This window comes from Streptomyces sp. RLB3-17, from assembly GCF_007113425.2.
GTDB lineage: Bacteria > Actinomycetota > Actinomycetes > Streptomycetales > Streptomycetaceae > Streptomyces > Streptomyces mirabilis_D.
Window position 1 is genome coordinate 4,350,912 of record NZ_CP041610.2, and the last position, 26,051, is coordinate 4,376,962.

At 70.2% G+C, this 26,051-nt stretch carries 20 protein-coding genes and 1 pseudogene; 10 read left to right on the top strand and 11 right to left on the bottom strand.

Annotated features, from left to right (window positions below; translation table 11 throughout):
- Window positions 1-35: 35 nt before the first annotated feature.
- Genes FNV62_RS19970 through ettA form a run of 3 tightly spaced genes read right to left on the bottom strand, consistent with a single transcriptional unit; the run spans window position 36 to window position 2,812 of the window.
- Window positions 36-725 (bottom strand): hypothetical protein, encoded by a 690-nt coding sequence (locus tag FNV62_RS19970; protein WP_143605410.1) that lies wholly within the window; start codon window positions 723-725, stop codon window positions 36-38.
- Between the two features lie 2 nt (window positions 726-727).
- Window positions 728-1,141 carry an acyl-CoA thioesterase gene (locus FNV62_RS19975; protein WP_097284770.1) on the bottom strand — a complete coding sequence of 138 codons (414 nt, stop codon included), beginning with the start codon at window positions 1,139-1,141 and terminating at the stop codon, window positions 728-730.
- 6 nt (window positions 1,142-1,147) lie between these two features.
- Window positions 1,148-2,812, bottom strand: coding sequence for an energy-dependent translational throttle protein EttA (ettA, locus tag FNV62_RS19980; RefSeq protein WP_082417016.1), 1,665 nt, complete (start codon window positions 2,810-2,812; stop codon window positions 1,148-1,150).
- A gap of 535 nt (window positions 2,813-3,347) precedes the next feature.
- Here ettA and FNV62_RS19985 point away from each other — a divergent pair.
- The 4 genes from FNV62_RS19985 (at window position 3,348) to FNV62_RS20000 (ending at window position 6,560) form a co-directional block, all read left to right on the top strand.
- Window positions 3,348-3,875 (top strand): hypothetical protein, encoded by a 528-nt coding sequence (locus FNV62_RS19985; RefSeq protein WP_143601665.1) that lies wholly within the window; start codon window positions 3,348-3,350, stop codon window positions 3,873-3,875.
- A 92-nt stretch (window positions 3,876-3,967) separates the two neighbouring features.
- Window positions 3,968-4,951: a peptidase gene (locus FNV62_RS19990; protein WP_143601666.1), complete on the top strand. Its 984-nt coding sequence runs from the start codon at window positions 3,968-3,970 to the stop codon at window positions 4,949-4,951.
- A 197-nt stretch (window positions 4,952-5,148) separates the two neighbouring features.
- Window positions 5,149-5,457: a DUF1876 domain-containing protein gene (locus FNV62_RS19995; RefSeq protein WP_225900309.1), complete on the top strand. Its 309-nt coding sequence runs from the start codon at window positions 5,149-5,151 to the stop codon at window positions 5,455-5,457.
- Between the two features lie 152 nt (window positions 5,458-5,609).
- A complete protein-coding gene (locus tag FNV62_RS20000; protein WP_054231797.1) occupies window positions 5,610-6,560 on the top strand; it encodes a nucleoside hydrolase in 951 nt (316 codons plus the stop codon).
- A 186-nt stretch (window positions 6,561-6,746) separates the two neighbouring features.
- Here the strand turns inward: FNV62_RS20000 and FNV62_RS20005 are convergent, their stop codons facing one another.
- Together FNV62_RS20005 and FNV62_RS20010 are read right to left on the bottom strand one after the other, a co-directional pair.
- Window positions 6,747-7,361: a hypothetical protein gene (locus FNV62_RS20005; RefSeq protein WP_144315474.1), complete on the bottom strand. Its 615-nt coding sequence runs from the start codon at window positions 7,359-7,361 to the stop codon at window positions 6,747-6,749.
- Window positions 7,358-9,019, bottom strand: coding sequence for a polysaccharide biosynthesis tyrosine autokinase (locus FNV62_RS20010; protein WP_097284773.1), 1,662 nt, complete (start codon window positions 9,017-9,019; stop codon window positions 7,358-7,360). The genes FNV62_RS20005 and FNV62_RS20010 overlap by 4 nt, the downstream gene beginning before the upstream one ends.
- A 145-nt stretch (window positions 9,020-9,164) precedes the next feature.
- Here FNV62_RS20010 and FNV62_RS20015 point away from each other — a divergent pair, with 145 nt between their 5' ends.
- The 5 genes from FNV62_RS20015 to FNV62_RS20035 all read left to right on the top strand — a co-directional run bounded on the left by FNV62_RS20015 (window position 9,165) and on the right by FNV62_RS20035 (window position 15,415).
- Window positions 9,165-9,659: a hypothetical protein gene (locus tag FNV62_RS20015; protein WP_144315475.1), complete on the top strand. Its 495-nt coding sequence runs from the start codon at window positions 9,165-9,167 to the stop codon at window positions 9,657-9,659.
- Between the two features lie 62 nt (window positions 9,660-9,721).
- Entirely contained in the window at window positions 9,722-11,542 is a 1,821-nt protein-coding gene (locus FNV62_RS20020; protein WP_144315476.1) for a DUF4012 domain-containing protein, read from the top strand.
- Window positions 11,535-12,365, top strand: coding sequence for a glutaminyl-peptide cyclotransferase (locus FNV62_RS20025; RefSeq protein ID WP_225900310.1), 831 nt, complete (start codon window positions 11,535-11,537; stop codon window positions 12,363-12,365). Before FNV62_RS20020 ends, FNV62_RS20025 begins: the two co-directional genes overlap by 8 nt.
- Before the next feature lie 219 nt (window positions 12,366-12,584).
- Window positions 12,585-14,057: a sugar transferase gene (locus tag FNV62_RS20030; RefSeq protein ID WP_143655033.1), complete on the top strand. Its 1,473-nt coding sequence runs from the start codon at window positions 12,585-12,587 to the stop codon at window positions 14,055-14,057.
- 95 nt (window positions 14,058-14,152) lie between these two features.
- Window positions 14,153-15,415 (top strand): hypothetical protein, encoded by a 1,263-nt coding sequence (locus tag FNV62_RS20035; RefSeq protein ID WP_143655034.1) that lies wholly within the window; start codon window positions 14,153-14,155, stop codon window positions 15,413-15,415.
- Here the strand turns inward: FNV62_RS20035 and asnB are convergent.
- Both asnB and FNV62_RS20045 read right to left on the bottom strand, forming a co-directional pair.
- Window positions 15,391-17,298, bottom strand: coding sequence for an asparagine synthase (glutamine-hydrolyzing) (gene asnB / locus FNV62_RS20040; protein ID WP_143655035.1), 1,908 nt, complete (start codon window positions 17,296-17,298; stop codon window positions 15,391-15,393). The genes FNV62_RS20035 and asnB overlap by 25 nt on opposite strands.
- Window positions 17,298-19,595 carry a bi-domain-containing oxidoreductase gene (locus tag FNV62_RS20045; RefSeq protein ID WP_143655036.1) on the bottom strand — a complete coding sequence of 766 codons (2,298 nt, stop codon included), beginning with the start codon at window positions 19,593-19,595 and terminating at the stop codon, window positions 17,298-17,300. The genes asnB and FNV62_RS20045 overlap by 1 nt, the downstream gene beginning before the upstream one ends.
- Window positions 19,596-19,858: 263 nt before the next feature.
- Between FNV62_RS20045 and wecB the strand changes: the two genes are divergently transcribed.
- On the top strand, window positions 19,859-21,184 hold the full coding sequence (gene wecB / locus FNV62_RS20050) for a non-hydrolyzing UDP-N-acetylglucosamine 2-epimerase (protein WP_318658466.1): 1,326 nt from the start codon (window positions 19,859-19,861) through the stop codon (window positions 21,182-21,184).
- On the opposite strand, the pseudogene wecC reads toward wecB, so the two are convergent.
- From wecC to FNV62_RS20070, 4 genes and pseudogenes are all read right to left on the bottom strand, one after another.
- Window positions 21,086-22,342 (bottom strand): annotated as a pseudogene (gene wecC / locus FNV62_RS20055) (UDP-N-acetyl-D-mannosamine dehydrogenase); the annotation flags it as partial. The gene wecB and the pseudogene wecC sit on opposite strands and share 99 nt — an antisense overlap.
- A 137-nt stretch (window positions 22,343-22,479) precedes the next feature.
- Window positions 22,480-23,271, bottom strand: a complete 792-nt coding sequence (locus tag FNV62_RS20060) for a glycosyltransferase (protein ID WP_164657635.1) — start codon at window positions 23,269-23,271, stop codon at window positions 22,480-22,482.
- 25 nt (window positions 23,272-23,296) lie between these two features.
- Window positions 23,297-24,637, bottom strand: a complete 1,341-nt coding sequence (locus FNV62_RS20065) for a hypothetical protein (RefSeq protein ID WP_164657636.1) — start codon at window positions 24,635-24,637, stop codon at window positions 23,297-23,299.
- Window positions 24,630-25,865 carry a lipopolysaccharide biosynthesis protein gene (locus FNV62_RS20070; protein ID WP_097284780.1) on the bottom strand — a complete coding sequence of 412 codons (1,236 nt, stop codon included), beginning with the start codon at window positions 25,863-25,865 and terminating at the stop codon, window positions 24,630-24,632. The genes FNV62_RS20065 and FNV62_RS20070 overlap by 8 nt, the downstream gene beginning before the upstream one ends.
- Window positions 25,866-26,051 lie beyond the last annotated feature (186 nt).

Below are 26,051 nucleotides of genomic sequence, written 5' to 3' on the forward strand. Positions count from 1 at the left end.
TCGGGGCCGGGGAATCCCTCGCTCGAAGACGGGGATCAGCGGACGCTGACGTCCAGTGCCCCGAGTCCCGCCCTGCGGACGGCGATCGATCCGTAGGGCGTACGCAGCCGCAGCCACGCCCCGGACGAGTACAGCCCCAATGGACTCTCGCCCGGGTCGGCCTGACGCACCGGCAGCAGGAACCCGAGCGACTGCGCCGCGTGCACGGCCCGTACCTGAAGGCCGGTGTCACCGATCGGCCGGGACCAGATCTCCCGTCCTATGCGGTCGAGTTCGGCGCGGGTACGGGCCTCGGGCGCCAACTCCCCTGTTCGGGAACGGAATTCGGCGACCGCGGTGGCGACCATCGCGCGTACGGCGTCCGGCCCGGGCAGTCCCGGCTCCGGCTGCCAGCCTCCGCGGGGCGGGAGGACCCCGGCCCACGGCGGCCCGGTGACGGCCCCGGGAACGCTGACGGTGGCCGCCGACTCGTCGATGGACTCCAGGAGTTCACCGGCGGAGACGGTCACGTCGAGGGTGACGTCGAGACCGTTCTCGTACGGCTTGACGAGCCGCGCCGTACGGATCGCGAGGACCTCGAACGACGGCGGCCGGCCGAAGACCGCGAGCGCGGTGCCGGACACCTGGAGGCGTACGGCGGCTGCGCGGTCGTAGTGGATCAGCCGGGCGAGGAAGGCGGCGAGGTCCGCCGCCTCCCCGTCGTCGGTGAGGTGCAGCGCGGTCACGGTCATGCCGCGACGGCCTCCTCGGCCTGGTCGTCCCGGTACTCCGCCAGGAACTCGCGCTCCTCGGCGGTGAGGCGGCGCGGGCGCTGGGCCTCGAAGTCGAACGGCACGACCACGGTCGCGGCCCGGACGTAGAGCTGCTCCGCGTCCTTGACCTCGTACGTGATCGTGAACGACGCGGCCCTTATCTGGGTGATCCACAGCTCGATGTCCACCGGCTCGCGCCGGTGGACGAGCTGCCGCTTGTAGTCGATCTCGTGGCGCGCCACCACGGACCCCTGCTTGAACTGCTTGTCCGGGCGGGTCAGGAAGTCGATACGTGCTTCCTCCAGGTAGCGGAGGAAGACCGCGTTGTTGACGTGGCCGTACGCGTCCATGTCCGCCCAGCGCAGCGGGCAGCGGTAGATGTGCCGCAAGATCGATCAGCCCCGGGTCAGCTTCTTGTAGGTGGCACGGTGCGGGCGCGCGGCGTCCGCGCCGAGGCGCTCGATCTTGTTCTTCTCGTACGACTCGAAGTTGCCCTCGAACCAGAACCACTTCGAGTCACCCTCGTAGGCGAGGATGTGCGTCGCGACCCGGTCCAGGAACCAGCGGTCGTGGGAGACGACCACGGCCGCACCCGGGAACTCCAGCAGCGCGTTCTCGAGCGAGGACAGCGTCTCGACGTCGAGGTCGTTGGTCGGCTCGTCGAGGAGCAGCAGGTTGCCGCCCTGCTTGAGGGTGAGGGCGAGGTTGAGCCGGTTGCGCTCACCACCGGAGAGGACACCGGCCGGCTTCTGCTGGTCGGGACCCTTGAAGCCGAAGGCGGAGACGTACGCGCGCGACGGCATCTCGACCTGGCCCACGTTGATGTAGTCCAGCTCGTCCGAGACGACGGCCCACAGCGACTTCTTCGGGTCGATGTTCTCGCGGCTCTGGTCGACGTACGAGATCTTGACGGTCTCGCCGACCTTGATCGTGCCCGAGTCCGGCGTCTCGAGTCCCTGGATCATCTTGAAGAGCGTGGTCTTGCCGGCACCGTTGGGACCGATGACGCCGACGATCCCGTTGCGCGGCAGCGTGAAGCTGAGATCGTCGATGAGGACCTTCTCGCCGAAGGCCTTGGAGAGGTTGTTGACCTCGACGACGATCGAGCCCAGACGCGGGCCCGGCGGGATCTGGATCTCCTCGAAGTCCAGCTTCCGCATCTTGTCGGCCTCGGCCGCCATCTCCTCGTAGCGGGACAGACGCGCCTTGGACTTGGCCTGCCGCCCCTTGGCGTTGGACCGCACCCACTCCAGCTCTTCCTTCAGACGCTTCGCACGCTTGGCGTCCTTCTGGCCCTCGACCTTGAGGCGGGAGGCCTTCTTGTCGAGGTACGTGGAGTAGTTGCCCTCGTAGGGGTGCGCGCGGCCGCGGTCGAGCTCGAGGATCCACTCGGCGACGTTGTCGAGGAAGTACCGGTCGTGGGTGACGGCGACGACGGTGCCCGCGTACTTCGCGAGGTGCTGCTCCAGCCACTGCACGGACTCGGCGTCCAGGTGGTTGGTGGGCTCGTCGAGGAGCAGCAGGTCGGGCGCCTCGATCAGCAGCTTGCACAGCGCGACGCGGCGCTTCTCACCACCGGAGAGGTTGGTGACCGGCCAGTCGCCGGGCGGGCAGCCCAGGGCGTCCATGGCCTGCTCCAGCTGGGCGTCCAGGTCCCACGCGTTGGCGTGGTCCAGGTCGTCCTGGAGCTTGCCCATCTCCTCCATGAGCGCGTCCGAGTAGTCGGTCGCCATCAGCTCGGCGACCTCGTTGAAGCGCTTGAGCTTGCCCATGATCTCGGCGGCGCCGTCCTGGACGTTCTCCAGGACGGTCTTGGACTCGTCGAGCGGGGGCTCCTGCAGCAGCATCCCGACGCTGTAGCCGGGCGACAGGAACGCGTCACCGTTGGAGGGCTGCTCGAGCCCCGCCATGATCTTGAGAACGGTGGACTTACCAGCACCGTTCGGACCGACCACACCGATCTTCGCACCCGGCAGGAAACTCAAGGTGACGTCGTCGAGAATCACCTTGTCGCCGTGCGCCTTGCGCGTCTTGCGCATGGTGTAAATGAACTCAGCCAAGAGAAACCGTCCGGACGCTTGAAATCGGCAGTGGGCAGATACACCCCATCTTGCCTGACGGCTACCCCTGGGGGGAAACCCGTTCGGTCAGGGCCCCGTGACCTGGCCGTTCGCCAACCGCGCTGGTAGCCGACCCGTCACTGGCCGTCGCCGCCGGTCACCGCCGAGCGACCTCGCATGGCCCAGGGACGGCCAGGAACGGCCCAGGGACGACCCGGAGATGATCACTCGTTGGTCGTCGTCCGGACAGAAACGGCGTCACCTGTCGGCACTCCGGGGCCCGTGGGCAACGTGTGGGGGCGGCATCGAATGTGCCTCCCCCGTCGATGGCGGCGACCGGCGTCGGGACTGTACTTGGTGGTGATCGCGGTCATGACCGCGTCAGCCGCCCCCCAAACTCCGCCGTACGAGTGGATCAAGCCTCCACGCAATGGAGTCCGTGCGCTTGTTGATCATGCTCCCTCTAGCGTGACGTTGCGCATCGGCCCCTGCCGTGCCGCCCCAACTCCCCAGGTCACCAAGCGAGGTCGCACCCATGAGAATTCGTAGCGTCATCAGCCCCTTGATTGCCGGAGCGGCGGTGGCAGTGCTGGCATCCCCGACGCCGGCTTCGGCGGCGGACACGCCGGTGACCGTCCAGGTCTCGTCAGGGACGCTCGACATCAGTGTCCCGGCGGGGCCCGTAAACCTCGGCACCGTCGGCGTCAGCGGCAGTCCGCAATCGGTCTCCAGCCAGCTGGGCAACGTCACGGTGACCGACGGTCGAGGCGGCACCGCGGGCTGGACCGCCACGGCAAGCGCGGTCGACTTCACGGGCCCCCAGAACATCTCCGTATCCGCTGCCGGCTCCAGCAGTTACATCACACCGGCGGCCTCGGTCAGCGGCACCGCCACTGTCACCTCGAGCGACTTGACCCCGCTCTATCCCCCGGGCCCCGTCCAGGTGGCCACCGGCGTGAGCGGCATCAACTCGGCCACCTGGAACCCGACGATCCATCTCACCATCCCCGCGAACGCGCTGGCGGGAACGTACAGCTCGACGATCACCCACTCCGTCTCCTGAGACCTCGTACGTCCTTACCGCAAAAAAGGAAACCGTAAAGCCCTGTGCCCAGGTTCTTCTCCCTTGCGGTGCTCTTGGCCACGGCGCTTGCCGTGGCCACCAGCACCGCTTCGGCCACATCCCTCGTGTCGGATCCGGTACAGCGGCCGAACCCCCCGGACGCCGTGGGAATTCGGCTCGTCGATGTCCCCGCCGACCTCATCAAAGACCCACGGGCAAGGCAGTACATCGTCGACAGCCTGAAACCCGGTGTCACCGTGAAGCGGCGCATCGAGGTGTCGAACAAGTCGGCCGACGCCTTGCATGTCGCGGTCTACCCCGGCGCCGCCGATATCCGCCGGGGTTCCTTCGTCGGTGCTGCCGGAAACACCGGTAACGAACTCACCACCTGGATCAAGCCCGGTCAGCTGATCCTGGACGTCCCCGCTCACTCCAGAGCCCGTGACACCGTGACCATCGCCATTCCGAAGGACGCCGCCCCCGGCGAGCGATACGGCGTCGTGTGGGCGCAGGTCAGCGGTCGCGACCTGGGCAGCGGCATCACCTTGGTCAGCCGCACCGGAATCCGGCTCTACCTCTCAGTGGGCGGCAACAATCCCCCGCGTGCCCGGTTCACGATGGACGACATGACGGCTGGGCGTGATGCCAGGGGGCGCGCCGTCGTACACGCCAAGGTCCACAACACCGGTGGCCGCGCTCTGGACCTGACCGGCGCCCTGAAGATGTCCCAGGTGTCCGGAAGCATCAGCGCCGGGCCCTACCCGATCGACTCCGGAAAGAGCTTGGCGCCCGGCCAGTCCGCGTCGGTGAACGTCATCGTGACCGATCAGGTCACGGACGGCCCGTGGGACGTCTCCCTCACGTTGAAAAGCGGGTTGTTGGAGGTGACGCATGAAGCGCGAATCACCTTCCCGAAGGGGCCGGGCATGGCCGCGGCGGTCCTTTCGCGTCCTGATCGGCAAAGCCCGCTGAACTGGAGAATCATCTCGGCATCGATGGCTCTGGTCCTCATGCTTATCGCGACGCTCGCGATCATTCGTCCTTACCGGCGCAGCGCCAGGGGCGATGATTCCTGAGCCTCGCGGAGCACGACCGCGCCGACAGCCGGCCTGTCACTGGTTCAACGGGCTTGGTACAGGCGGTTCGTAGTCGTTCGGTCACTCCTTGTCGCCACCGGGCGTCATCCCGTGCGGAGTCGGGGGAAGAAGCACACTCTGGTAGTAGGGGCCGAGGCCCGTATCAGGGGCCGGGGCCCGCCTCGGAGGTGATCGCAATGACACAGATGACGCAGTCGCAACCGGCCGCCGCGCAGGCACGGACCGCGGTCGGCTGGCACGTCGAGATCGAGTTCGAGGAGGACGACCACCGCACCCGCGCCGCCGCTCTCCTCCGGCTCCCCGACGGGAACGAGGTGCGCGCTCACGGGTACGCCAGCCGCCACCCCTCCGACTCCAACCAGCCGAGAGTCGGCGAGGAGGTCGCGGGCGCGCGGGCGCTCAACGAACTGGCGATGAAGCTGTTGACCAAGGCGCACGACGAGATCGACGAGGCGTCGGGAAGGACCTCGCATCCGCTGAGGTGAGCCACCTCTCGTAACGGCTGAGGTGAGCCTTCGCGACAGGGGCGGGGTGGGGCCGACAGGAGTGGCGTGTGGCCGACCGGGGCAGGGTGGGCCTGGCGCATGCTGTTCTCAGTGATCCGGTCCGCATCCCCGTCCCACCCCGAAGGACGCCCATGCCCAAGAAGATCGTCATCGACTGCGACCCCGGGCTCGACGACGCCATCGCCATCCTGCTCGCAGCCGGGAACCCCGACGTCGAGATCGTCGCCATCACGACCGTCGCGGGCAACCAGACCATCGAGAAGGTCACCCTGAACGCCCGGCAGGTCTGCACCCTGGCGGGGCTGCGCGGCGTACCGGTCGCGGCCGGCGCCGCCGGTCCCCTCGTCCGGGACCAGACCCTCGCCGCCGAGATCCACGGGGACACCGGGATGGACGGCCCCGCCTTCATCCCTCCGGCCATGGAGACCGACCCCCGGCACGCCGTCGATCTGATCATCGAGACGGTCCTCGCCCACCCCGGTGAGATCACCCTCGTCCCCACCGCACCCCTGACCAACATCGCGCTGGCGCTGCGCCGGGAGCCCCGTATCGCCGAACTGGTCAAGGAGGTCGTCCTGATGGGCGGGTCGTACACCCGCGGCAACATCACACCGGCGGCCGAGTTCAACATCCACGCCGACCCCGAGGCGGCCGCGGTCGTCTTCTCGGCGGGCTGGCCCCTGACCATGGTCGGCCTCGATCTGACGGCTCAGGCCGCCGCCACGCCTGAACTGCTGTCCCGTATCGGGGCGTTGGGCACACCCGTGTCCCGGTTCGTCGTCGATCTCCTCGACCACTACAACGCCAACGTCGGCAAGGTGCACGGCGCGATGGCCACCATCCACGACGCGTGCGCGGTCGGCCGGGCCATCGACCCGAGCCTGATGGAGGTCACGCCGGCCCATGTCGAGGTCGAGCTGCGGGGTACGGCGACCTACGGCATGACGGTCACCGACTTCCGCGGCCGCTCCGGCCCGGCGAACACCTCCGTGGCGACGAAGCTGCACACCGAGCGCCTGTGGGACCTGCTCATCGGCTCGCTGGAAACCATCGCCGCGACCACCGCGCGGACCTCCGCGTAGCGGCACGTCGCGGACCTCTGCGTAGCGGTACGGGAAGGCACTGGGCGTCACTCCCGGGCACCCGCCAGTTCCACCGCCCGGCGCCGCAGGGCGAGTGCGGGAGGACTCGCGCGTACCCGCTGGAACGGCTCACCCCGCGTGAGCGTGAGCGGCCGTGGGCCGGCACATCGGCAGCATCCTCGCCAATCAGAGGCTCGCTCCGCCGCCCAGCAACCGGGCGAGTGTGCTCACCGTCCCGTCGATCTCGCGGGCGCACTCGTACAGCACGGAGGGGGGCCTCCCCCACGGGTCCGAGATGTCGTCCTCGGCCGGCGGGACCGGGGCGACGGCACCCCGACGGCGGGCGGCGGCCGCGACCACGCCGTCGAAACCGTCCACGACCGGCGGGACTTGCCCATCCGGTACGTCGCCCTGCGTGGTCGCCGTACCTTCCCCGCCCCGCACCGTGTCGACTCCCCCCGCAGCGAGACGTACGAACTCCTTCAGGGTGAAGCAGCGCCGCAGCGCCGTCGGCACGAGCCGTACGGCGGCCTCCCGGTGTTCGTGCGCGAGCCCGAGGACCAGCGCTGCTTCCGCGACGAGCTGTGCGGTGAGCGGGCGGGCCCCGAAGCCGGAGCCGTCACCGCCCCGTTCCTCCAGCACCGCCCTGGTGGAGGCCTCCATGCCGGACCAGGGCCGGGCCTGTGTTCCGGCGCTCTTCGGCCGGACGGCCGAACCGGGCGGAAGCCTCGCGGCCAGCAACCGTTCGGCGAGCACCGAGCGGTGCACGTTGCCCGTGCAGACGAACAGGACCTGGGTCATTTCCCGCCCGCGGGACGTGTCGCCGCGGCGGCCTCCTTCCGGGGGTCCGACACACGAGGAGCGGGCAGCTCGCCGTACGACCCGTAGGTGCCGTAGCCACTGCCCCGGGGCGCCGGAGCCATGTTGAAGACGGTGCCGAGGATGCGGACACTCACGCGGTCCAGCGATTCCGCGGCGGTGCGGACCTGTTCCCGGCTGGTCTTGGCGGCGCGCACGACGAGCAGTGCGCCCTGGGCGAAGGAGGCGAGTCCGAGCGTGTCGGCGACCGGCAGCAGCGGCGCGGTGTCGACGATCACGACCTCGTAGGTGTCCGCCAGTTCGCGCAGTACCTCTTCCATGCGCGCCGAGGCGAGCAGCTCCGTGGGATTCGGCGGTACGGCACCGCTGGCGAGAACCGAGAGCCGGCCGCCGGCCTGCTGCATCACGTCCTCGATACGGGCCTGTCCGATGAGCACGGTGGTCAGACCGGCGTCCTGGACGAGACCGAAGGTCGAGGCCACGCACGGTCGGCGCAGGTCGCCGTCCACGAGGCAGGTGGAGAGACCTGCCTCGGCGAGCGAGAGGGCGAGGTTCACCGCGGTGTTGGTCTTGCCCTCACCAGGCACGGAACTTGTCACCGCGATGATCCGGGGCGGGTCGTCGACCTGCGAGAACTGCAGGTTGGTGCGCAGCTTGCGGAAGGCCTCGGCACGCGGGGAGTGCCCCTCGGCGCTGACGAGCGGTTGCTTGGGGACGTTCCTGTCGTACGGGATGGTGCCGAGACCCGGCAGCGTGGTGAACTCACCCAGCGCCTCGCTGGTCTTGAGCGTGGTGTCGAGGGTCTCGCGCAGGGCCACGAGTCCGGCACCGAGCAGCAGGCCGCCGAGCACTCCTGCGGCCAGGTTCAGCAACGGGCGGGGTGAGACCGGGCCGGTAGGGGCGACGGCTTCCTGGGTGACGCCCAGGGAGACGGGCGAGGTGCCGTCGCCCGTACGGGGGCTCTTTCCCGACCGCTCCGAGCCGGGCGCGCGCTTGGGCGCCTCCAGTCGCTCGACGACCGCGCTGAACCGCTGCGCCACGGCGTTGGCGATGCGCGCCGCACGCCTGGGCTCGGTGTCCCGGACGGTGATGTCGATGAGCACGGTGTTGAGCGGGGCGACGGCGGTGATCCGCGACGCCAACTCCTCCGGAGTGGTGCGCAGTCGCAGCTCCTTCACCACGTGCCGGGTCACCTGACGGGTGGTCACGATCGCGGCGTACGACTGAACGCGCGCCTGCGAGAAGCTCTGTCCCTGGTTCATCTGGGCGGTGTCGTCGCCGGTGCGGGTGGCGACGAAGAGCTGGGTCCTCGCCTCGTAGACGGGTGTGCTCAAGCTCGTCGCGGCGAGCGCCGCCCCGGTCGCGAGAAGGAGACAGACTACGACGGTCGGCCAGCGACTGACAAGAGCCTTCAAGAATCCGTGGAGATCCAAGCTGCACCCCTCATGGGACCGAGGGAACCGCCCGAAATGGAATGTCCTGTTCCCTATGTACGCATCCGACGATAGGGACTCGCGCGCGCCAACAGGGGGAGCCACCCCTGTGTCGGCCCGCCGAACATGGGCCAATCGGGAAGCGAGCGCTCCACCATCCGGTGGCTTATGCCCTGCATCACGCCAGTCGGCGGCTGTATATCCCATTTACCCCATGTATCTAGATGTTGGTACCCAGATCTTGCTCACGGCCGACGCTGCGGCTTGGCCCGGACCGAAGTCGAGGAGAGTGAAGAAGATGACGACATCGCCCAGATGGCGGGTTGCGCTGGCATCGGCAGGATCAGCTGCCGTGCTTGTCGCGGCACCGCTTTTGGGGGCGCAGACCGCCCATGCGCAGTACCCGCCACCGCCCCCGAGGCTCACCCTCAGCCGCACCACGCTGCCCGCCGGAGGTGCACTGACCTTCGTCGGCACCGGCTTCGGCGCCAGGCAGCTGGTCACCGCGTCGGTGCTCTCGAAGGAATTCGTCCTGGGCAGATACAGGGCGACCAGGACAGGAGTCGTCACGGGCAAGGTGACCATCCCCAGGCGCATCGCGCTGGGCGGCCACACGTTCAAACTGACCGCCCGCCACCCCAACTTGACGCTTTCCGTCAACATCAGCGTGCAGGGCAGGTTCGGTCGGCCCGGCGGCCAACCCGGCGGCTCGGGGAACCCCCATGACCGCCCGGACCTCGCGGAAACAGGCAGCGATAGGGCCCTGGCACTGGGCGGCACCGCGGCGGGGCTGATCGCGGCGGGCGGGGGCACGATGCTGGCCGTGCGCCGTCGCCGCAGTTCATGACGGAGCGGGACAGCGGCACGGCGGAACCAAGGCGTCCCGGCCCCGGCCGAGACGCCTTCCGCATGCGGAGGTCCGACCGCTCCCGCGAGGGGGCATCGGGCCGCCGTCGCGTACTCAGGAACACCCTGCTGGCCGCCGCGGCGCTCCCCCTGGCCGGCGCCGTCTGGATCGGTGTCACCGGGCTGCTCGCCCGTTCGGAGTTGATCGCGGCCGGGCGGGACCTCGACGCGCTGCGGCAGTCGGTGGCACCCGTGCCCGGCGCCCCCTCCGGTGCCGTGCCCACGTCCGCCCAGGAGCGGGAACGGGAGGTGCGTTCCGCCGCCGCCCACGCCGCTCGGGCGCATCGCCTCACCACCGGCCCGGCCTGGTACCCCGCAGCCGCGCTGCCCTTCCTCGGCGGCCCGGTCAGGACCGTGCGCGGGGCCGCGTACGCGGCCGACCGGCTGGCCGGCGATGTGCTGTCCCCGCTAGTGCGAGCCCTGCCACCGGCCAGGCCGGACGGCTTCGGTGACGGGATGTCCGAGGCCCTGATGACCCTGCAGAAGCACGCGCCGGAAGTCGTCCGGGCCGCCCGCGCCGCGGCCGAGGTGCAGGCCGAGGTGCACGGGCTGCCCCGGTCCACCTGGTTGCCGGCGGCCGACCGGGCCCGGGCCGGGCTCGCGCGGCAGATCGACCGCCTCGGCCCGGTGATGACCGACGCCTCCCTGGCGGCTCGCGTCCTGCCGCCCCTGCTCGGCACTCAAGGGGAACGGCGCTATTTCCTCGCGTTCCAGAACATCGCCGAGGCGCGCGGTACCGGGGGCGTTCCGGGGGCTTTCGCCGTGCTGTCGGCCGACCAAGGTCATCTGTCCTTCGAGCGCTTCGGCAACAACACCGAGATGGCCACGGCGAAGACGGACCTCGACCTCGGTGCCGACTTCATGGCCCGCTACCAGGGCAGCGAGCCCACCCGCGTGTGGGCCAACTCCAACATGAGCCCGCACTTCCCTTACGCGGCCCGCATCTGGGCCGCGGCGTGGCGCGAACACACCGGCGAACGCGTGGACGGCGTGTTCGCCGTCGACCCCGCCACGCTGAGCCGTCTGCTGCGCGTCACCGGCCCGGCCCGCATGGCGGACGGTACCGAGCTCACCGCCGACAACGTCGTGGACCTCACCGAACGGGCCAGCTACGCGATGTACGACGACGTCGCCCGGCGCAAGGCGTTCTTCGTCGAGGCGGCCCGCGCCGCCGCCGGGCCCCTGATCTCCGCGACCGGCGACATGCGCCGGCTGCCCGCTCTGCTCGTCGCCCTGAACGACGCCCAGCGGGACGGACGGCTGAAGGTGTGGAGCGCGCATGCGGCGGAGCAACGTCTCATCGAGCCGCGCTCCTACTCGGGCACGCTCCCGGAGACTCCCGGCCCCTTCGCGGGGCTGGTGGTGAACAACGCGGCCGGCTCCAAACTGGACTACTACCTCGACCGGCGCCTGCTCTGGGAGGCGAACGGCTGCTCCTACGGCGACCGCCCGGTCACCGCGACCGTGACCCTGACCAACCGGGCCCCCGTCTCCGGACTGCCCGGTTACGTCACCTTGCGGGAGGACTCCCCGCCCTACCGCACCCGGCCGGGCGACAATCGGCTCCTGGTGTCGTACTACGCGGGCGTCGGCGCCACCCTGACCGGCGCCACCCTGGACGGCCGCCCGGCACAGCTCGCGCCCGGCGTCGAACGCGGCCACCCCGTGTACACGCTGGACCTGGAGCTGCCCGCCCACTCCAGCCGCACGCTGGTGCTGCACCTGCTGGAGCCGCACGCGGACCGCGCCCCGAACCTTCTGCGGCAGTCACTGGTGACGCCCCTGCGAGCCACACTGAAACCGGGCGGCGCCTGCCGTGTCTGAGCGCCTGCGCCGCACCGAGGCGGTGCTCCTGGGGGTGCTGCTGCTCGCGTCGTGCGCGACGGGACAGTACGCCCCGGACGATCCGGCGGGCGGGGCCGCGGGTGGGCGGCGGGTCGCCGCGCACCGGGTCGAGCACCTGCGGGTCAAGGTGCTCAAGACCTTTCCGCACGACCCGCGAGCGTTCACCCAGGGACTCGAGATGGCCGGCGACACGCTCTACGAAGGCACCGGCATCTCCGGCCGGTCCTCGGTACAGGCGGGGCCTTTGGGCAAGCAGCCCGCGGTCCGTACGGCGCTCCCGGCACCCTTGTTCGGTGAGGGCATCACCCTGCTCGGCCGAACCCTGTGGCAGCTCACCTGGCGGAACCGGACCGCCATCGAGCGCGACGCCAGGACGCTCAAGGAACTGCGTCGCGTCCCGTACCCGGACGACGGCTGGGGCGTGTGCCTCGACCGGGCCCGACACCGGCTGGTGACCAGCGACGGCTCGTCACGGCTGACGTTCCGTGACCCCAGGTCGCTCGCGAAGACGGGCGAGGTCGCCGTGACCGAAGGGGGCCGGCCGGTGACGGAGCTGAACGAGTTGGAGTGCGTCGGTGCCGCCGTGTACGCGAACGTGCTGTTCACCGACCGGATCGTGCGCATCGATCCCGTCACCGGAGCGGTGACGGCGAGCATCGACGCCTCGGGCCTGCTGCGCGACGACGAACTCGTCCCGGGGGCCGCGCTGAACGGTATCGCGGCGGTCCCCGGCACCCATCAGTTCCTGATCACCGGGAAGTTCTGGCCCAGAATGTTCCGCGTCGCGCTGACCCCGGCCTGACGGACGGGCGACCCCGCACACCTTTTCGGTGCCCTCCCGTGGACCCCTCGTCTCCCGGCCCGAGTTGTCCGCATATGCGCGAGGCATGGAACTCTGCTCATCGGGTGAGAGTTGCTCGAAGCCCAGCGTCGCGCCCCACTGTTCACCGGACAGCCGTTCACACTCGAATAGTCCTTTTTTGATGCGCTTGGAGGGCGAATGTGGCTGTTCGGGGAGACGATGCCCCACGTACCAGCGGCAAGACCTGCGCGGGCACAGGTCATCCGGGAGCAGCCGCCGACCGGCCGCCGCACCGGCAAGCCCGTCTGGTACGCGCCGGTCGCCGTCATCGGCGACGTGACCTGCGCCGCCGTACCGGTGTATCTGGCCTTCGCGCTGGCCGGCGGCACGCATGCCGTGGCCTACGCGATGGTGGCGGCCGCGGCATGGCTGCTCGTGCGCGGCGCACGGGACCGCTACGGCGAGCGCCGTCTCGGTGAGCGCGACAACATCGGCCCCGCGGTGCAGGACTGGCTGGTGCTGATCGGACTGCTCGCGGTGGTACGGGCCGTGACAGGCGAGGAGTCGCCGTTCCTCCTTGCGCTGGCCGCCCTGGTGCCCTGCGCCCCGACGAGCGCCGCCGTACAGAATCTGATCCACCGTCACCTGGTCGCCCGACGCCGCGACGGCCGGGCCGTCCGCAGGGCCCTGGTGATCGGGGAGGCCAACGCTGTCGACGGTCTGGTGAGCCACCTCGCGAAGCGGACCGACCACGAGTTCGTGGTCGTCGGGGTGTGCCCGATCGGCGACGAGGACCCGCACACCCTGGCCCCGGTCGCCACCCGTATCGGCCGGCAGACACCGCCGCACCCGTCGGCCGACTCCGCCCCGGTACTGGATGCGGCCCGGCGGCTCTACGCGGACGTGGTCCTGGTCGTGCCGGGACCGTACCTGAGCGGAACGCGCCTGCGGAGGCTGTCGTGGGCCCTGCACGGCGAGGAGTGCCCGCTCGTGGTCGTACCGGGTCTGACCGAGGTCGCCGGGCGCCGGGTGGGCGTCCTCTCCGTGGCCGGGCTCACCATGCTGGCCGTGGCCCCGCCCCTGAGGCGGGGGGTCGCGACGCTGCTCAAGTCGGTGACGGACCGGCTGGGCGCGGCGCTGCTGATCGTGCTGCTCGCCCCGGTGTTCGTGGCGGTGGCCCTCGCCGTACGGATGGACTCCCCGGGCCCCGCCGTCCACCGGCAGACGCGCATCGGACGCGACGGAAAACCGTTCACCATGGCCAAGTTCCGCACCATGGTCGTCGACGCGGAGCGGCTGAGGCATCAGCTGACCGGGACCAACGAGCAGGACGGCCGCATGTTCAAGATCCGCCGTGATCCGCGGATCACCCGCGTCGGCCGGGTGCTGCGCCGCTCCTCCCTGGACGAACTGCCCCAGCTGTTCAACGTGGTGCGGGGACACATGTCCCTGGTCGGTCCACGACCGCCGCTGCCCGACGAGGCCGCCGGTTACGACGAGGTGGAGCGGCGCCGACTGGCCGTCAAGCCGGGACTCACCGGCCTGTGGCAGGTCAGCGGCCGTTCGGACCTCTCCTGGGACGAGACGGTCGCCCTGGACCTCAGGTACGTGGACAACTGGTCCCCGTCGGGGGACCTCGAGGTGCTGTGCCGGACCGTGGGCGCTGTCGTGGCGGGCAGGGGCGCCTACTGAGCAACCGCCCGACCCGCCACCACGCCCGACAGCTCCGACGACATCCACTGATGTCCCGCGCATCCACCAGCACCGGCGATCCCCCTGGAGGGCTCATGCCGCCCGGAACCCCCACCGACCGCTCGCCCCGGGCCCGCTTCGGACCCGGCCACCACGCCCCGGGGGACCGCCTCGGCTCGCCGCTGGAGGCCGCGGACGTGCTCGCCCTGGCGGACCGGCTCTTCCGGTGGGCCGACGCCCGCGACTGGACGGGCCCGGACCCGTACGACGGACTGACCGGCCCGCTGGGACGGCTGGCCGTGCACCGTGTGCTTCGGCAGGTGCTCCTGCAGACCGTCAAACGCAGCCGGATCGACCTGCGTCCGGTCCTGGGCATTCACCCGCTGCGCACCGCGACCGCCGCCGGAACCGCGGCCGGCGCCTGCGCCAGGCTCTCGGCCTCCCCCGCGTGGCGCGAGCGCGCCCGCCGACTGGGCCGGTCGGCGGCCGCCGAGCAGCTGTCCGGGCGCTACGCCGGGCTGTGGCGCTACGAGTTCGACGTGCAGACCCGCTGGGCGTACTACCCCGCCTCCCTCCCGAACCTCGTGGCCACCACCTTCTGCGCGGACGGCTGTCTGGACACCGGGACGCTCGGCGACGAGTCGGTACGGACCCTCGCTCACGGGCTCCTGGAACACCTCCACAACGGCGAGTTCTTCACCTACACACCCGCCAGTGACGTCCTCGTCCACAACGCCAACCTCATGGGTGCCGCGCTCGCCGGCCGCCTGGCACGCATCGGGACGCTGCCCGGCGAACTGGCGGACCGCCTGGTCGATGCCGCCCGCGGTGCCGTCGAGGTGAGCCTGAACGGTCAGCGCCCCGACGGCTCGTGGCCCTATGGGAGGGGCCCGGGGCTGGGCTGGGTGGACGGCTTCCACACGGGGTACGTGCTGCTGCGCCTCGAACAGGCGGGCACGCTGCTCGACGTCGACGTCCGGCGCCCTCTCGAACGGGGAGTGGACCACTACCTGCGGCACCTGTTCGACGGCCCCCTGCCCCGCTACTTCGCGGACGGCCGGAGCAGACGGGACCCGAACAACGACGCGACAGCGGTACGGACGGCGGCGTGGGCGGCCCATCACGGTTTTGTCCGGACCGACTTCCCCCGGGCCGTGCTGGCCGCTGTCGTGGACCGCTACCCCGGTCTCGGCGCGGACACACGAGCCGCCGGCGACCCGCGGAACAGGTCCCTGTGGGAGTCGCCCCGGTGGAGCGCCGCTCCCCTACTGGACGCCCTGACCGCCCTCCACGCCGTCCTGCCGGGCGGCCGGCACCCCGCCACCCCGGCCGCTCAGCCGACGACGGCCGCCTCGTAGCCCGACAGGACGTCCGCGGTCCGGCCCGCGCCTCCCACCGCGTTCAACTCCCACCACACGGCCGCGCAGAACAGCCCGAACACGGCGAGCCCCCGGTCGCGCCGGCCCCGGACGTGTTCGGCGACGAGGCGGTCGGCGGTCCGCCGGTCGAAGACGTCGTCGAACAGCGGGGAGCGCCGTACCTCGGCCCACAGACGGTCACCGTGCTCGCGCAGCAGCGACCGCACCGGCGCCCCGAACCCCGTCTTGGGGCGCCTGGCGACGAACTCCGGCACACCGGACGCCACCGCCGCCGCGCGGAAGCGCGCCTTGCCCTCGCCGAGCCGCAGTTGCTCCTCCGTGACGGCGCCGAGGGCGGTGGCCACCACCGGCTCCCCCAGGAACGGCACCCGCAGCTCCACGCTCGCCCGCATCGACGCGCGGTCGCCGTACAGCAGGTTCAGCCCCGGCAGGAAGAGTCGCCGGTCGCACTCCGCCAGCGCCGAGAGGGGCGTCCCGCCCGCGTCCAACACGCCGCCCGCCACCTCGCGATGCCGCTCGGTGACCGCCTCCAGCCCGACGTACGGCGACAGCGCCGCCCACTCCCGCCCCGAGTAGTACGCCTGAGTCGCCCACGACCAGTCGCGGGGGCCGAGCTGGAGCAGCCGCCCGAACTTGTCGGCACGGCCCCGGTAGCGCCGGGGTCCGGGAACCACGGTGGTGGCGCCGAGGGCGGGGCGTGCCCACGCGGGAAGCCGTTGCAGCAGCAGCACGGCCTGGTAGCGCTCGTAGCCGAGGAAGAGTTCCTCGACGCCGAGCCCCGACAGCAGCACGGTCGCCTCACCGCAGGCGGCGCGGGAGAGCTGCATGAGGGTGACGGCGGCCGGGTCCCCGAAAGGGAGCTCCATGGCGGTGACCAGCTCCGGGATCCGGCGCAGTACGTCGACGTCCAGGTCGACCCACGTCAGCGGCAGGCCCAGCCGTCGGGCGACCCGGGCGGCGTAGGGGGCGTCGTCCTCGAACGGCTCCGCGGTGGGCGCCGTGGTGCGCGCTCTGGCGGCGAAGGCGGGTCCGGCGAAGCCCTCCCTGCTCATCTCCACGCCCAGCCAGGTGCTGTCGAGCCCTCCGCTCAGCAACAGCCCCACCGTCACGTCCGCGCGCACCTGCCGGGCGACCGACGCGCGGACCGCGGCACCGATGTCCTCGGCGGGCGTCGCGGCACCGGCCCGCCACCAGGGTGACGCCGCGTCATAGCCGGGTGCGCGCCGGGACAGCACCGTCCCGGCCGGTACGGCACGAACGCGCTGCCAGCCGGTCCGCGGCGGCGGCGTCCACAGGAACATGGCGCCCTGCGCCACCGCGACGGGGTCGACGTCGCCGGTCAGCCCGGCTGCCCGCAGCGGTTCGATCTCACTGGCGAGCGCGACCGTGCGGCCCGCCGCGTCCACCGCCGCGTACAGCGGTTTCACGCCCAGTCGGTCACGCCCGTAGCGAAGCTCGCCGTCGGGCAGCAGGAGGGCGAAGGCGAACATGCCGTCCACCTGGTCGAGCAGCCGCGGGGCGTCCGGCTGCAGCAGCAGTTCGTAGAGAACCTCGGTGTCGCCCTCGGTCGTGAACGTCACCTGCCGCTTCCGCAGCACCTCGCGCAGGTACGAAGCGTTGTAGATCTCGCCGTTGTAGACCATCACGCCCCGCTGCGGGGAGCCGAAGGGCTGGTCGCTCCTCGGATCGAGGTCCACGACGGCGAGGCGGCGGAAGTGCAGCGCCGCATGCCAATTGCCACCGCCGAGGTCCAGGTGTCCGCTCGCGTCGGGGCCGCGGTGCGCGAGCGCCGCGCACGGGTCCCCGTGCGAGGGCGGCGGACGGCGCGCGGTGTGGTTCAGCAGGACGACGAAACCGCACATCAGCGCGCCACCGTGGTCGAGGAAGAACCACCGGCCGGGTACGCGGCCTGCCCACCCGGTTTCGGCACGGCGCCCGCGGCGCCGGGACCGGGGGCCGCACACCCCAGGGCCCTGGCCAGAGCCGGTGTGCGGGGGGCGGTCCCCACGACGCCGTCCTCCGTGAGCGAGCGGGCCGCACGGCAGGCGACGAGGGAACTCCACAGCGCCGAGGCGAAGTCGGCGGCGGCAGCGGTCTCCTCGCCGAGGGGCTCGCCCCGGACGAGGCGGACGAGGGAGTGCATCTCGGCCGCGTGCCCCTTCGGGCCGCCCCGGTACTTCGTCGTGACCTCCCTGCCCCCCTTCCACACGGTGAGCGAGCGGAAGTCGTCGATTCTGGCCGCCACCCGGTCGGTGGCCACTTCCAGGAGTTCCTTGGGCGCGCCGGGCGGCGTCAGCCCCCCGTACACGATGGAGGCGGCCGACCCGTCGTCGTAGGTGATCTGCAGGGTGAGGCTCTGCGCGGCGGCGGGGTCCCGCGCATCCACGCCGACCGCCCGCACACCGACCGGCCTGCCGGGGACCAGGAAGCCCGCGGTGTCGATGAAGTGGCACACCTCGCCGAGCAGCCGGCCACCCTGCCCGGGGTCGAAGTACCAGTGGTCGGCCGGGAGCCGGCCCGCGAACACCCGGTGGACGACCTGGAGGGGCGCGCCCGCGGGCAGCACGGCGCGAAGGTCCCGCACCGAGGGGGCGAACCGCCGGTTGAACCCCGCCATCGCCGGGGCGCCGGAGATCAGCCAGGCGTCCGCGATGTCCTCCAACTCCGTCTCCGTCAGGCCCAGCGGCTTCTCGCAGTACAGGGCGGCACCCCCGCGCAGCACCCGCGCCGCATACCGGCCGTGGCTGTCATGACGGCTGAGCACCATCACGCAGTCCGCGTCGCCCGAGGCGAGGCCGGTGTCGACGCTCTCGGCCACGGTACGAAATCCCCACCGTCGGCCCTGGTGCGCGGCGGACAGCCCCCGTCCGCCGGCGACCCACGAGAACGCGACGCCGGGTTCCCGTTCCAGCTCGGGGAAGAGCGTCCGCGTGGCGAAGTTGCCTGCGCCGATCGCCGCGAGCCGCAAGGTGCCGCGGGGGGCGGTCCAGGTGCGGGAGCCCGCCTCCGGAGCCGGCCGGGACGGGAGCTGCGCGGTTGCGGAGTAGCGCAGCAGCAGGGCGACGCTGCGTCCGGCGGTCGACGGTTTCAGCGCCTCGTACGCGCCGGCCGCGTCCTCGACGGCGAAGACCCGCGGCTTGAGCCGGGCGAAGTCCACCGCGCCCGTCGCCAGGAGCCGCAGCACCTCGGCGAGGTTGCGCCGTTCCGTCCAGGGGACATAGCCCTCCGGATACGGATGGCCGTCCTCTTCGAAGCGGGCGTCGTACCGGCCGGGGCCGTAGGACCGCGCATAACGGATCGTCAATTCCTTGTGGTAGTAGGACGACCGCGGCGGAGCGACGTCGACGTCACCGACGACCACCACGGTGGCGCGGTCACGGGCGAGGAGGCCGGCGAACTCGACGGGGTCGGAGCTGGACGTGGCGGCGGTGATGAGCACCGCGTCCGCGTCGGCGCCTGCCCACTGCCGGGAGACGGCGCCGGGCAGGCCGTCCGCCCCCCGTGGGAAGGCCACAAGACCCGCCGACTCGGCGAGCGCGACCATGGCGGAGTCGGGATCGATGCCCACCCCGTCGTATCCGTAGGCACGCAGCAGTTGGAGCGTGATCTGGCCGACCAGGCCGAGGCCGATGACGGCGATCCGTGAGCCCGGCACCACCTCGGCCTGGTGGATGCCCTGAAGCGCGATCGCGCCGACCGTGGCGAAGGCGGCCCATTGGGTGTCCACGCCGTCCGGCACGGGGACGACGAGGTTGCGGGGCACGGCGACGATCTCCGCGTGCGACGCGTAGCGGGCTCCGGCGGCGGCCACCCGCATCCCGGGGCGGATGTCGTCGACCCCCTCGCCCGTCCGCAGGACCGTGCCCGCACAGGAGTACCCGAGCTGCACCGGACGGTCCAGGCGGTCCTGGACCGTCCGGTAGGTCTCCACGAGGCCCGTTCGCCTCACGCTCTCGAGCACCTGCGCCACCTGGTCGGGCCGGTGCCGCGCCTTGCCGAGCAGGCTCTGCGCGCCGGTCGAGACGGTGGCCCGTTCCGTACCCGCGCTGATGAGCGACCAGTCGTTGCGGATCACCACCAAACCGGCGGCTGCTTCGGGGGCGGGAATTTCTCCCACCGTGATGGCGCCGGTGCGCGGGGACAGGAGGACTGTTTTCATTTCCTGCCTTTACGGGAGGGATCGCGGCCCAGCGCACTGTAGGGAGGGCAAATCACCGGCACATGCGCTTCTCCCCCGGAACGGACCAGACGGACGAACATCTCCATACGGCTGGGTGAAAATGCCACCGGCATGATGGGCGTTGTCGCGGAATGCCGATTCCCTGGTCCCCGGGCGAGCGCTTCTTTCGCTCCGGGGAACCACGGCCACCGGTGGGTGCCACCCGGGCAGCGGTCCGGTGCCCGCCCGGAAGGAGAATTCGGGTGAAGCGACTGATGGTCGTCTACGGAACGAGACCGGAGGCCATCAAAATGGCCCCCGTCATCGAGGCACTCGACCGGTCCCCGATATTCCGGCCGACGGTGACGGTGACCGCCCAGCACCGCGGACTGCTCGACCAGGTCCACTCGTTGTTCGGCATCCACGCCGACCACGATCTGGACATCCTCAGCGAGCGCCAGTCCCTCGCCGACATCACCGTGCGTGTCCTCGACGGGCTGTGTCCGCTGCTGCGGCACGAGCGCCCGGAGGCGGTACTGGTCCAGGGCGACACCACGACCGCGTTCGCCGGGGCCCTCGCCGCCTTCTACAGCCAGGTCCCCGTGGTCCACCTGGAGGCGGGACTGCGTACCGGCGACCGGTACTCGCCCTTCCCCGAGGAGATCAACCGCCGGCTCGCGACCCAGCTGGCATCCCTGCATCTGGCGCCCACCCCGCACGCGCGGGACAACCTGCTGCGGGACGGCGTCCCCCCGTCGTCCGTCGTGGTCACCGGGAACACGGTCATCGACGCCCTGCTCTGGGCGGTCGGGCGCCAGAGCCACTACGGGGACCCGGCCCTGGCCGACCTCGACGACACCGCCCGCCGGGTCCTGCTGGTGACGGCCCACCGCCGGGAGTCGTGGGGAGGCGCAATGGAGTCCATCGGCGGTGCCCTCGCCGATCTGGCGCGCGCCGAGCCCGACCTCCTCATCGTGCTCCCGCTGCACCCCAATCCGGTCGTACGGGCGGCGATCCTGCCCCAGGTCGCCCACATCGGCAGCGTCCGCCTGACGGAACCGCTGGCCTACGGGGCGTTCGCCCGGCTGATGAACCGTGCGCACATCATCCTGACCGACAGCGGAGGCATCCAGGAGGAGGGGCCGGGCCTCGGCAAGCCCGTGCTGGTCATACGGGACACCACGGAGCGCCCGGAGGCCCTCCGGGCCGGGACGAGCCGCCTGGTGGGAACCGACCGCGAGCACATCGTGAAGCAGGTACGCCTGCTGCTGCACGACCGCGGGGCGTACGCGGCCATGGCGAAGGCGGTGAACCCGTACGGCGACGGACGCGCCGCGGACCGTACCGTACGGGCGATCGGGCACTGGATGGGCCTGTGCGGGCGCCCCGCGGAGTTCGGCGCGCCGGACTCCGCGGGCGACCTGGCGTCAGCTCCAGATGCCGCGGGTGTCGAAGACGGCCTTGCCGCGCAGCGCGGTCCGTTTGACGCCGCGGAAGGCGTCGTGGTCCACGAGCAGTACGACGACATCGGCGTCCCGCACCGCGGTGGTGACGTCGACGAGTTCGGCCACGCCCGTCTGCGCCAGTGAGTCCGGCAGTTCCCTGATGTGCGGTTCCGCGACCAGCAGCCGGCCGAGTTGACGCTCGGCCAGTTGGGTGACGATGTGCAGGGCGGGGCTCTCCCGGAGGTCGTCGATGTTCGCCTTGAAGGCCAGACCGAGGCAGGCGATCACCGGGTCCTTGAAACGGCCGGCCGTACGGACGACCTCGCCGAGCACATAGTCGGGCCGCTCGTCGTTGACCTCGCGGGCGAGCCGGATGAGACGCGACTGCCGGGGCGCGGTGCCGACGATGAACCAGGGATCAATGGCGATGCAGTGCCCGCCGACACCCGGCCCCGGGCGCAGGATGTCGACCCGCGGGTGGCGGTTGGCCAGGGCGATGACGTCGCCCGCGTCGATGCCGACGTGGTCGCAGACCATGGACAGTTCATTGGCGAAAGCGATGTTGACGTCCCGGAAGGCGTTCTCGCTGAGCTTGGCCATCTCCGCCGTCGTGGCGTCGGTGAGCAGGCACTCCCCCTTGGCGAACACCTCGTAGAGCGTGCGCGCGTGCTCGGCGCAGCCCTCGCCCACGCCTCCGACGACCCGGTCGTTGGTCACGATCTCGATCATCGTCCGGCCCGGCAGAACACGTTCCGGGCAGTGGGCGACCCGTACGTCGGGCGCGTCGCCCGCTTCGTGGGGGAAGGTCAGGTCGGGGCGGTGCTTGCCCAGCCACCGGGACAGCTCCACGGTGGTGCCGGGCGGCGAGGTCGACTCGAGGATGACGAGGTCACCCGCCTTGAGCACCGTCGCCACCGACGCCACCGCGTCGCGCACGTACGACAGGTCCGCCGTACGGTCCTCCTGGAGCGGCGTGGGGACGGCGATGATGAAGGCGTCGGCCGGCTCGGGCACGCCGGTCGCCCGCAGTCGGCCCATGGCCACAGCCCCGCTGACGGCCACCGCCAGATCCGGTTCGACGAAAGGGGCACGGCCGGCGTTGATGAGTTCGACGGTGGCGGGGTTGACGTCGACACCGACGACATCGATGCCGTGGGTGGCGAGAGCGGCAGCGGTGGGGAGGCCGATGTAGCCGAGGCCGACGACGCAGACAGTGGAGAACACCAGAGAGTTCCTTCCTCGATGTGCCGTGTGCGAACCGGCGGATGATGGCTGGTCATGAACGCGGAAGGCGCCTCGCATTGTGGAGCGGCCTCATGGCCCGGATGGCCCTGTCCGTCGACGGGGAGGGCGACAACACCGCCCGCCGCTACCGGCGGCCCGGCAAAGGGTCGTGTGGACGGCGTTCCATGGCACCCGCAGAGCGGCTCGGAAATGCCTCATGCCGTGGTCAGCGTACGGCTGGCGACCTTCGACGCCGCCAAGACGACGACGTCGCTCGCCGGCCGCCAGAGTGGCCTTGTCCTGCGCAGCCAGTCAGGCATCCGACGGCTGAGCGCGAGTTCGGCCTCACGCCGGGACTCCGACCGTCTACGGACCGTCAGCGAGCCGGGATGACAGCGGGCCTCACCGAGGACCGAGGCGACGTACTGCAGCCGCCCATGGTCGGCGAGTCTTCGATGCAGATCGACATCGAAGGCAAGACGAAAGCTGTTGTCCAGCCCACCGACGGCCTCCACGGCGGAACGCCGGTAAAGACAGCCGGGCTGGAGAACCATGTTGTGCCCCAAGTGCAACAACCAGGAGCCCACCCGCCCCGGACGAACAGCTTTGAAGGCTCTACCCCCGGCGTCGATGTAGCGCACCTGGCCGTATGCCATGGCGGCGTCGGGACGACGCTCGAGGGCTCGTAGCGCTGCGGCAACGGAACCGGGCGGCAGGCGGTCGTCGTCACCCAGCCAGCTCAGAAAGTCCACTCCGTCGCCCAAATACTTCCAGCCGGTCACGACGGCGTCGACGATTCCGGCTCCGTTCTGCGGTAGCACGGTCAGTTCGGGAGACGTGGTTCTCCGGACCTCCTCCACCGCACCGGGAGTGGACACAACGACAAGGCGGAGTCCGGCACACCTCTGTTCCCTCAATGACGACAGACATTCCTTCAGCATCTCGGGCCGATCTCCGAGCGTGGGCACGACCATACCAACCTGCATGAATGACTCCTTGTGATTCATCGAGTCCTGGGGCCTGTACGGCGGATCAGGCCGCAGAAGCGGGGCCGGACCGCGACCAGGACCCCAGATACAGCACTGCCGCCGCGGCAGCGGTGCCGAGATAAAGACCTTCCAGTCTTGGCCAGGGAGAGAACAAGAGGTCCCAGGCGAGTTGCGAGCACAAGAACGCGAAGAGCAGTGCATACGGCCTGGATCCCTCTCTGACCGCCGCAACCAGAGCCAGCAGCACGAACAGAACGGGCAGGAGAATTCCGGGAATTACCGCCATGCCGGTCTCTGTCCAGAGCTGAAACAGAACCGAGTGCAGGTAGAGCCCCCTGCCGAAGTAGTAGTTTTCTCGGCGCTCGTTGAAATCTACGTCCCCGGCCTGCAGTTTCCCCAGAAACTCGCTGCGGGTCCGGTAGCTCACCTCGGGCGTAAACCCCCGGCCGACGATCGGAGACTCTTTGACGATCACATACGACGCTGCGATTTCTGGACGGGCGCCCACCAGTACGCCGCCATCCACCCGGCTCTGCCGCTCCCATCGGTACTGCTGCTCAATCCCCAGCCTTCCGCTGGACGCGAGATATCCGTAGGCATTCGGCACTACCACGGCGAGTGAGATCAGACCGACTACCACTGGCACGACCCTCTTCCAGTCGGACCGTGGTCCGCGACGCCCCGCGAGGAGCGTCACCGCACCCGCCACGCAGACGATCAGGAATTCCGAGCGAAACCCCTGAAAAAGGTTGACAAGCGCCATCGAGATCACCAGGAGAACGGCGGCGGAGCGCTTCTGCCGCCCCAGCAGGACGAAGGCAAGAAGAACGACGGCCAGACTGACCACCGGACCGTATCCGTATTTCCAGGAATCCACACTCGGGTTACTTCTCAGGAAGATGTAGACATTCAAAATGAGTCCGGCGACGAAGGTCACCCCATACACACGGACGACGGAGCGCGTGCGTTGAAGAGCCCACATCGCTCCGCAGAAGCTCACAAGAACGGAGAATGGTCTGGACAGGGCGAGGATCGCATCATGGACAGAGTCATCCGCCATGATTTCGGTGAAAGCAGAGGCGAGCAGCCAGAAACACACGAGAATCACGTTCCAGCGCGCCATTCTCCAGCGCCACGCCACTGTGAGGCAAACGGGTGCGATCGCCAGGACGATGACGTGTCCGACCGTCACACCGGTCTGCTCATAGGGTCCCCAGGCGTTGCACAGCCCCATCGCCGCCGCCACGAGCGAGGGGGCGACGCCCGATTGCGGCGGCACCGGTACGGGCCCCTTGCCGAACGAGGGCATCCCGCGGCGAACTGCCCTGACAGTCGTTCTGCCGGGACTCGGGCATACCGGCTTCACATGCACCACATCATGCATGAGACATGACCCTCCGGACGTTGGGGAGAAAAAGGCAGGTCGTGACCGCGATGACCGACCCGATGACAGGTCCGCTCGGACCGAGATGCCGTGCCAGCACGATGGAAAGCACGAGATTCAGCACCGCCATCACGCAGGCTCTCTTGGCTTGGAACTTCAACCCGGCGGCGTCGGTCAACAGCATGCTGATCGGATAGGCGGCGGACTGGACCAGCAGCAGGGCCGCGAAGGCAGCCATGAGGCCGGTGCCGACAGCGACTTGCCCGTGCAACATCCACGAGGCGACAGCGGGGCCGAAGAGGATCAGCCCCCCGCCGATGACCGCCCCTCCGATCGCGAAGTACACCGTCAGGCGGGCGACATCTCGTGCGTGCGGCCCGCCTGAGGTGTCACGTTGCCGGGCGAACACGGTCCACAGGGGCAGACCGGTGGCGCTTGCCAGGGCGAGAGCGGGAGTGAACAGACGTGAACCAGCCGAGTAGGCGGCCATGGCCGCAGGATCGGCGACGTGAATGAGCACCAGTCGGTCGGTGGAGAAGGCCACGGCCAAGGCGGCGTTGATGGCCGCCATGGGTCCGGCGAGATGCCAGATGCGCGTGACGGCACGTCTTGGCCCGAGGCAGCCCAGAACCAGGCCGATAAGCGGCAGGCCAAGAATTCGTCCGGCCCACAGCAGGCACGCCGCCCCGGCCAGGCACTGCGAAACGAATCCCGATGCGATGAATACCATCGACGGCGCGTTAACGGCTCCCGAAAGGAAGATGAACCCCAACGTGAGCAGACTGCCCACCGTCTGGACGAGTAGGGAAATATGATTTCGATTCAGTGCGATCAGCACCGAATTTCCCAGGTTCAATGGCAGGCTGCACCCGAAGAGCACGAAAGCGACGGCGACCGAAATCTCAACGGAACGCTGTGTCTCGGAATTGAGAAGGGTGCCCCAGACGCCCATGAGCGCGGGAACGATTCCCACCAGGACACCCACGCATCCCATGCAGGTCAGCACGCGCGCGCTGGCGGTGATCGTGCGACGCAGATCTTGGTTCCCGACGTCACTCTCCTGTGATGCCGCACCGACAATGGCGGCCCCGGTGCCTAGATCGTTGAGGGGTAAAAGAGTCGGCAGTGTCGTGACAAGTGCAAAAAATGCGAAGCCGGACGGGCCGAGATTATCCACCACGATCCGTGTCCCCAAGAGCGCGGAGACGGCGGTGATGGGAAGGCTCACGGCTTTGACCCCGAGTGAGCGTCCTGCGGCCCGCAGATGGGGAGTGAGGGTTGCGCGGGACGTGCGTCGGGACCCGGTCAGTCCATGAACTGACACGACGCGGCCAACCATACTGAATTGTGGGCGTGGAGAACCATGCGTGGAGGTCCCTTCGTGGTGAAACTTCGTCAGCATGCTACGTCGGCG

Coding starts and splice junctions, on each gene's coding strand:
- FNV62_RS19985 (WP_143601665.1), top strand. CDS start 3,348: ATGAGAATTCGTAGCGTCATCAGCCCCTTGATTGCCGGAGCGGCGGTG.
- FNV62_RS19995 (WP_225900309.1), top strand. CDS start 5,149: ATGACACAGATGACGCAGTCGCAACCGGCCGCCGCGCAGGCACGGACC.
- FNV62_RS20000 (WP_054231797.1), top strand. CDS start 5,610: ATGCCCAAGAAGATCGTCATCGACTGCGACCCCGGGCTCGACGACGCC.
- FNV62_RS20005 (WP_144315474.1), bottom strand. CDS start 7,361: ATGACCCAGGTCCTGTTCGTCTGCACGGGCAACGTGCACCGCTCGGTG.
- FNV62_RS20010 (WP_097284773.1), bottom strand. CDS start 9,019: ATGGGATATACAGCCGCCGACTGGCGTGATGCAGGGCATAAGCCACCG.
- FNV62_RS20020 (WP_144315476.1), top strand. CDS start 9,722: ATGCGGAGGTCCGACCGCTCCCGCGAGGGGGCATCGGGCCGCCGTCGC.
- FNV62_RS20030 (WP_143655033.1), top strand. CDS start 12,585: ATGCCCCACGTACCAGCGGCAAGACCTGCGCGGGCACAGGTCATCCGG.
- FNV62_RS20035 (WP_143655034.1), top strand. CDS start 14,153: ATGCCGCCCGGAACCCCCACCGACCGCTCGCCCCGGGCCCGCTTCGGA.
- asnB (WP_143655035.1), bottom strand. CDS start 17,298: ATGTGCGGTTTCGTCGTCCTGCTGAACCACACCGCGCGCCGTCCGCCG.
- FNV62_RS20045 (WP_143655036.1), bottom strand. CDS start 19,595: ATGAAAACAGTCCTCCTGTCCCCGCGCACCGGCGCCATCACGGTGGGA.
- FNV62_RS20060 (WP_164657635.1), bottom strand. CDS start 23,271: ATGAATCACAAGGAGTCATTCATGCAGGTTGGTATGGTCGTGCCCACG.
- FNV62_RS20065 (WP_164657636.1), bottom strand. CDS start 24,637: ATGCATGATGTGGTGCATGTGAAGCCGGTATGCCCGAGTCCCGGCAGA.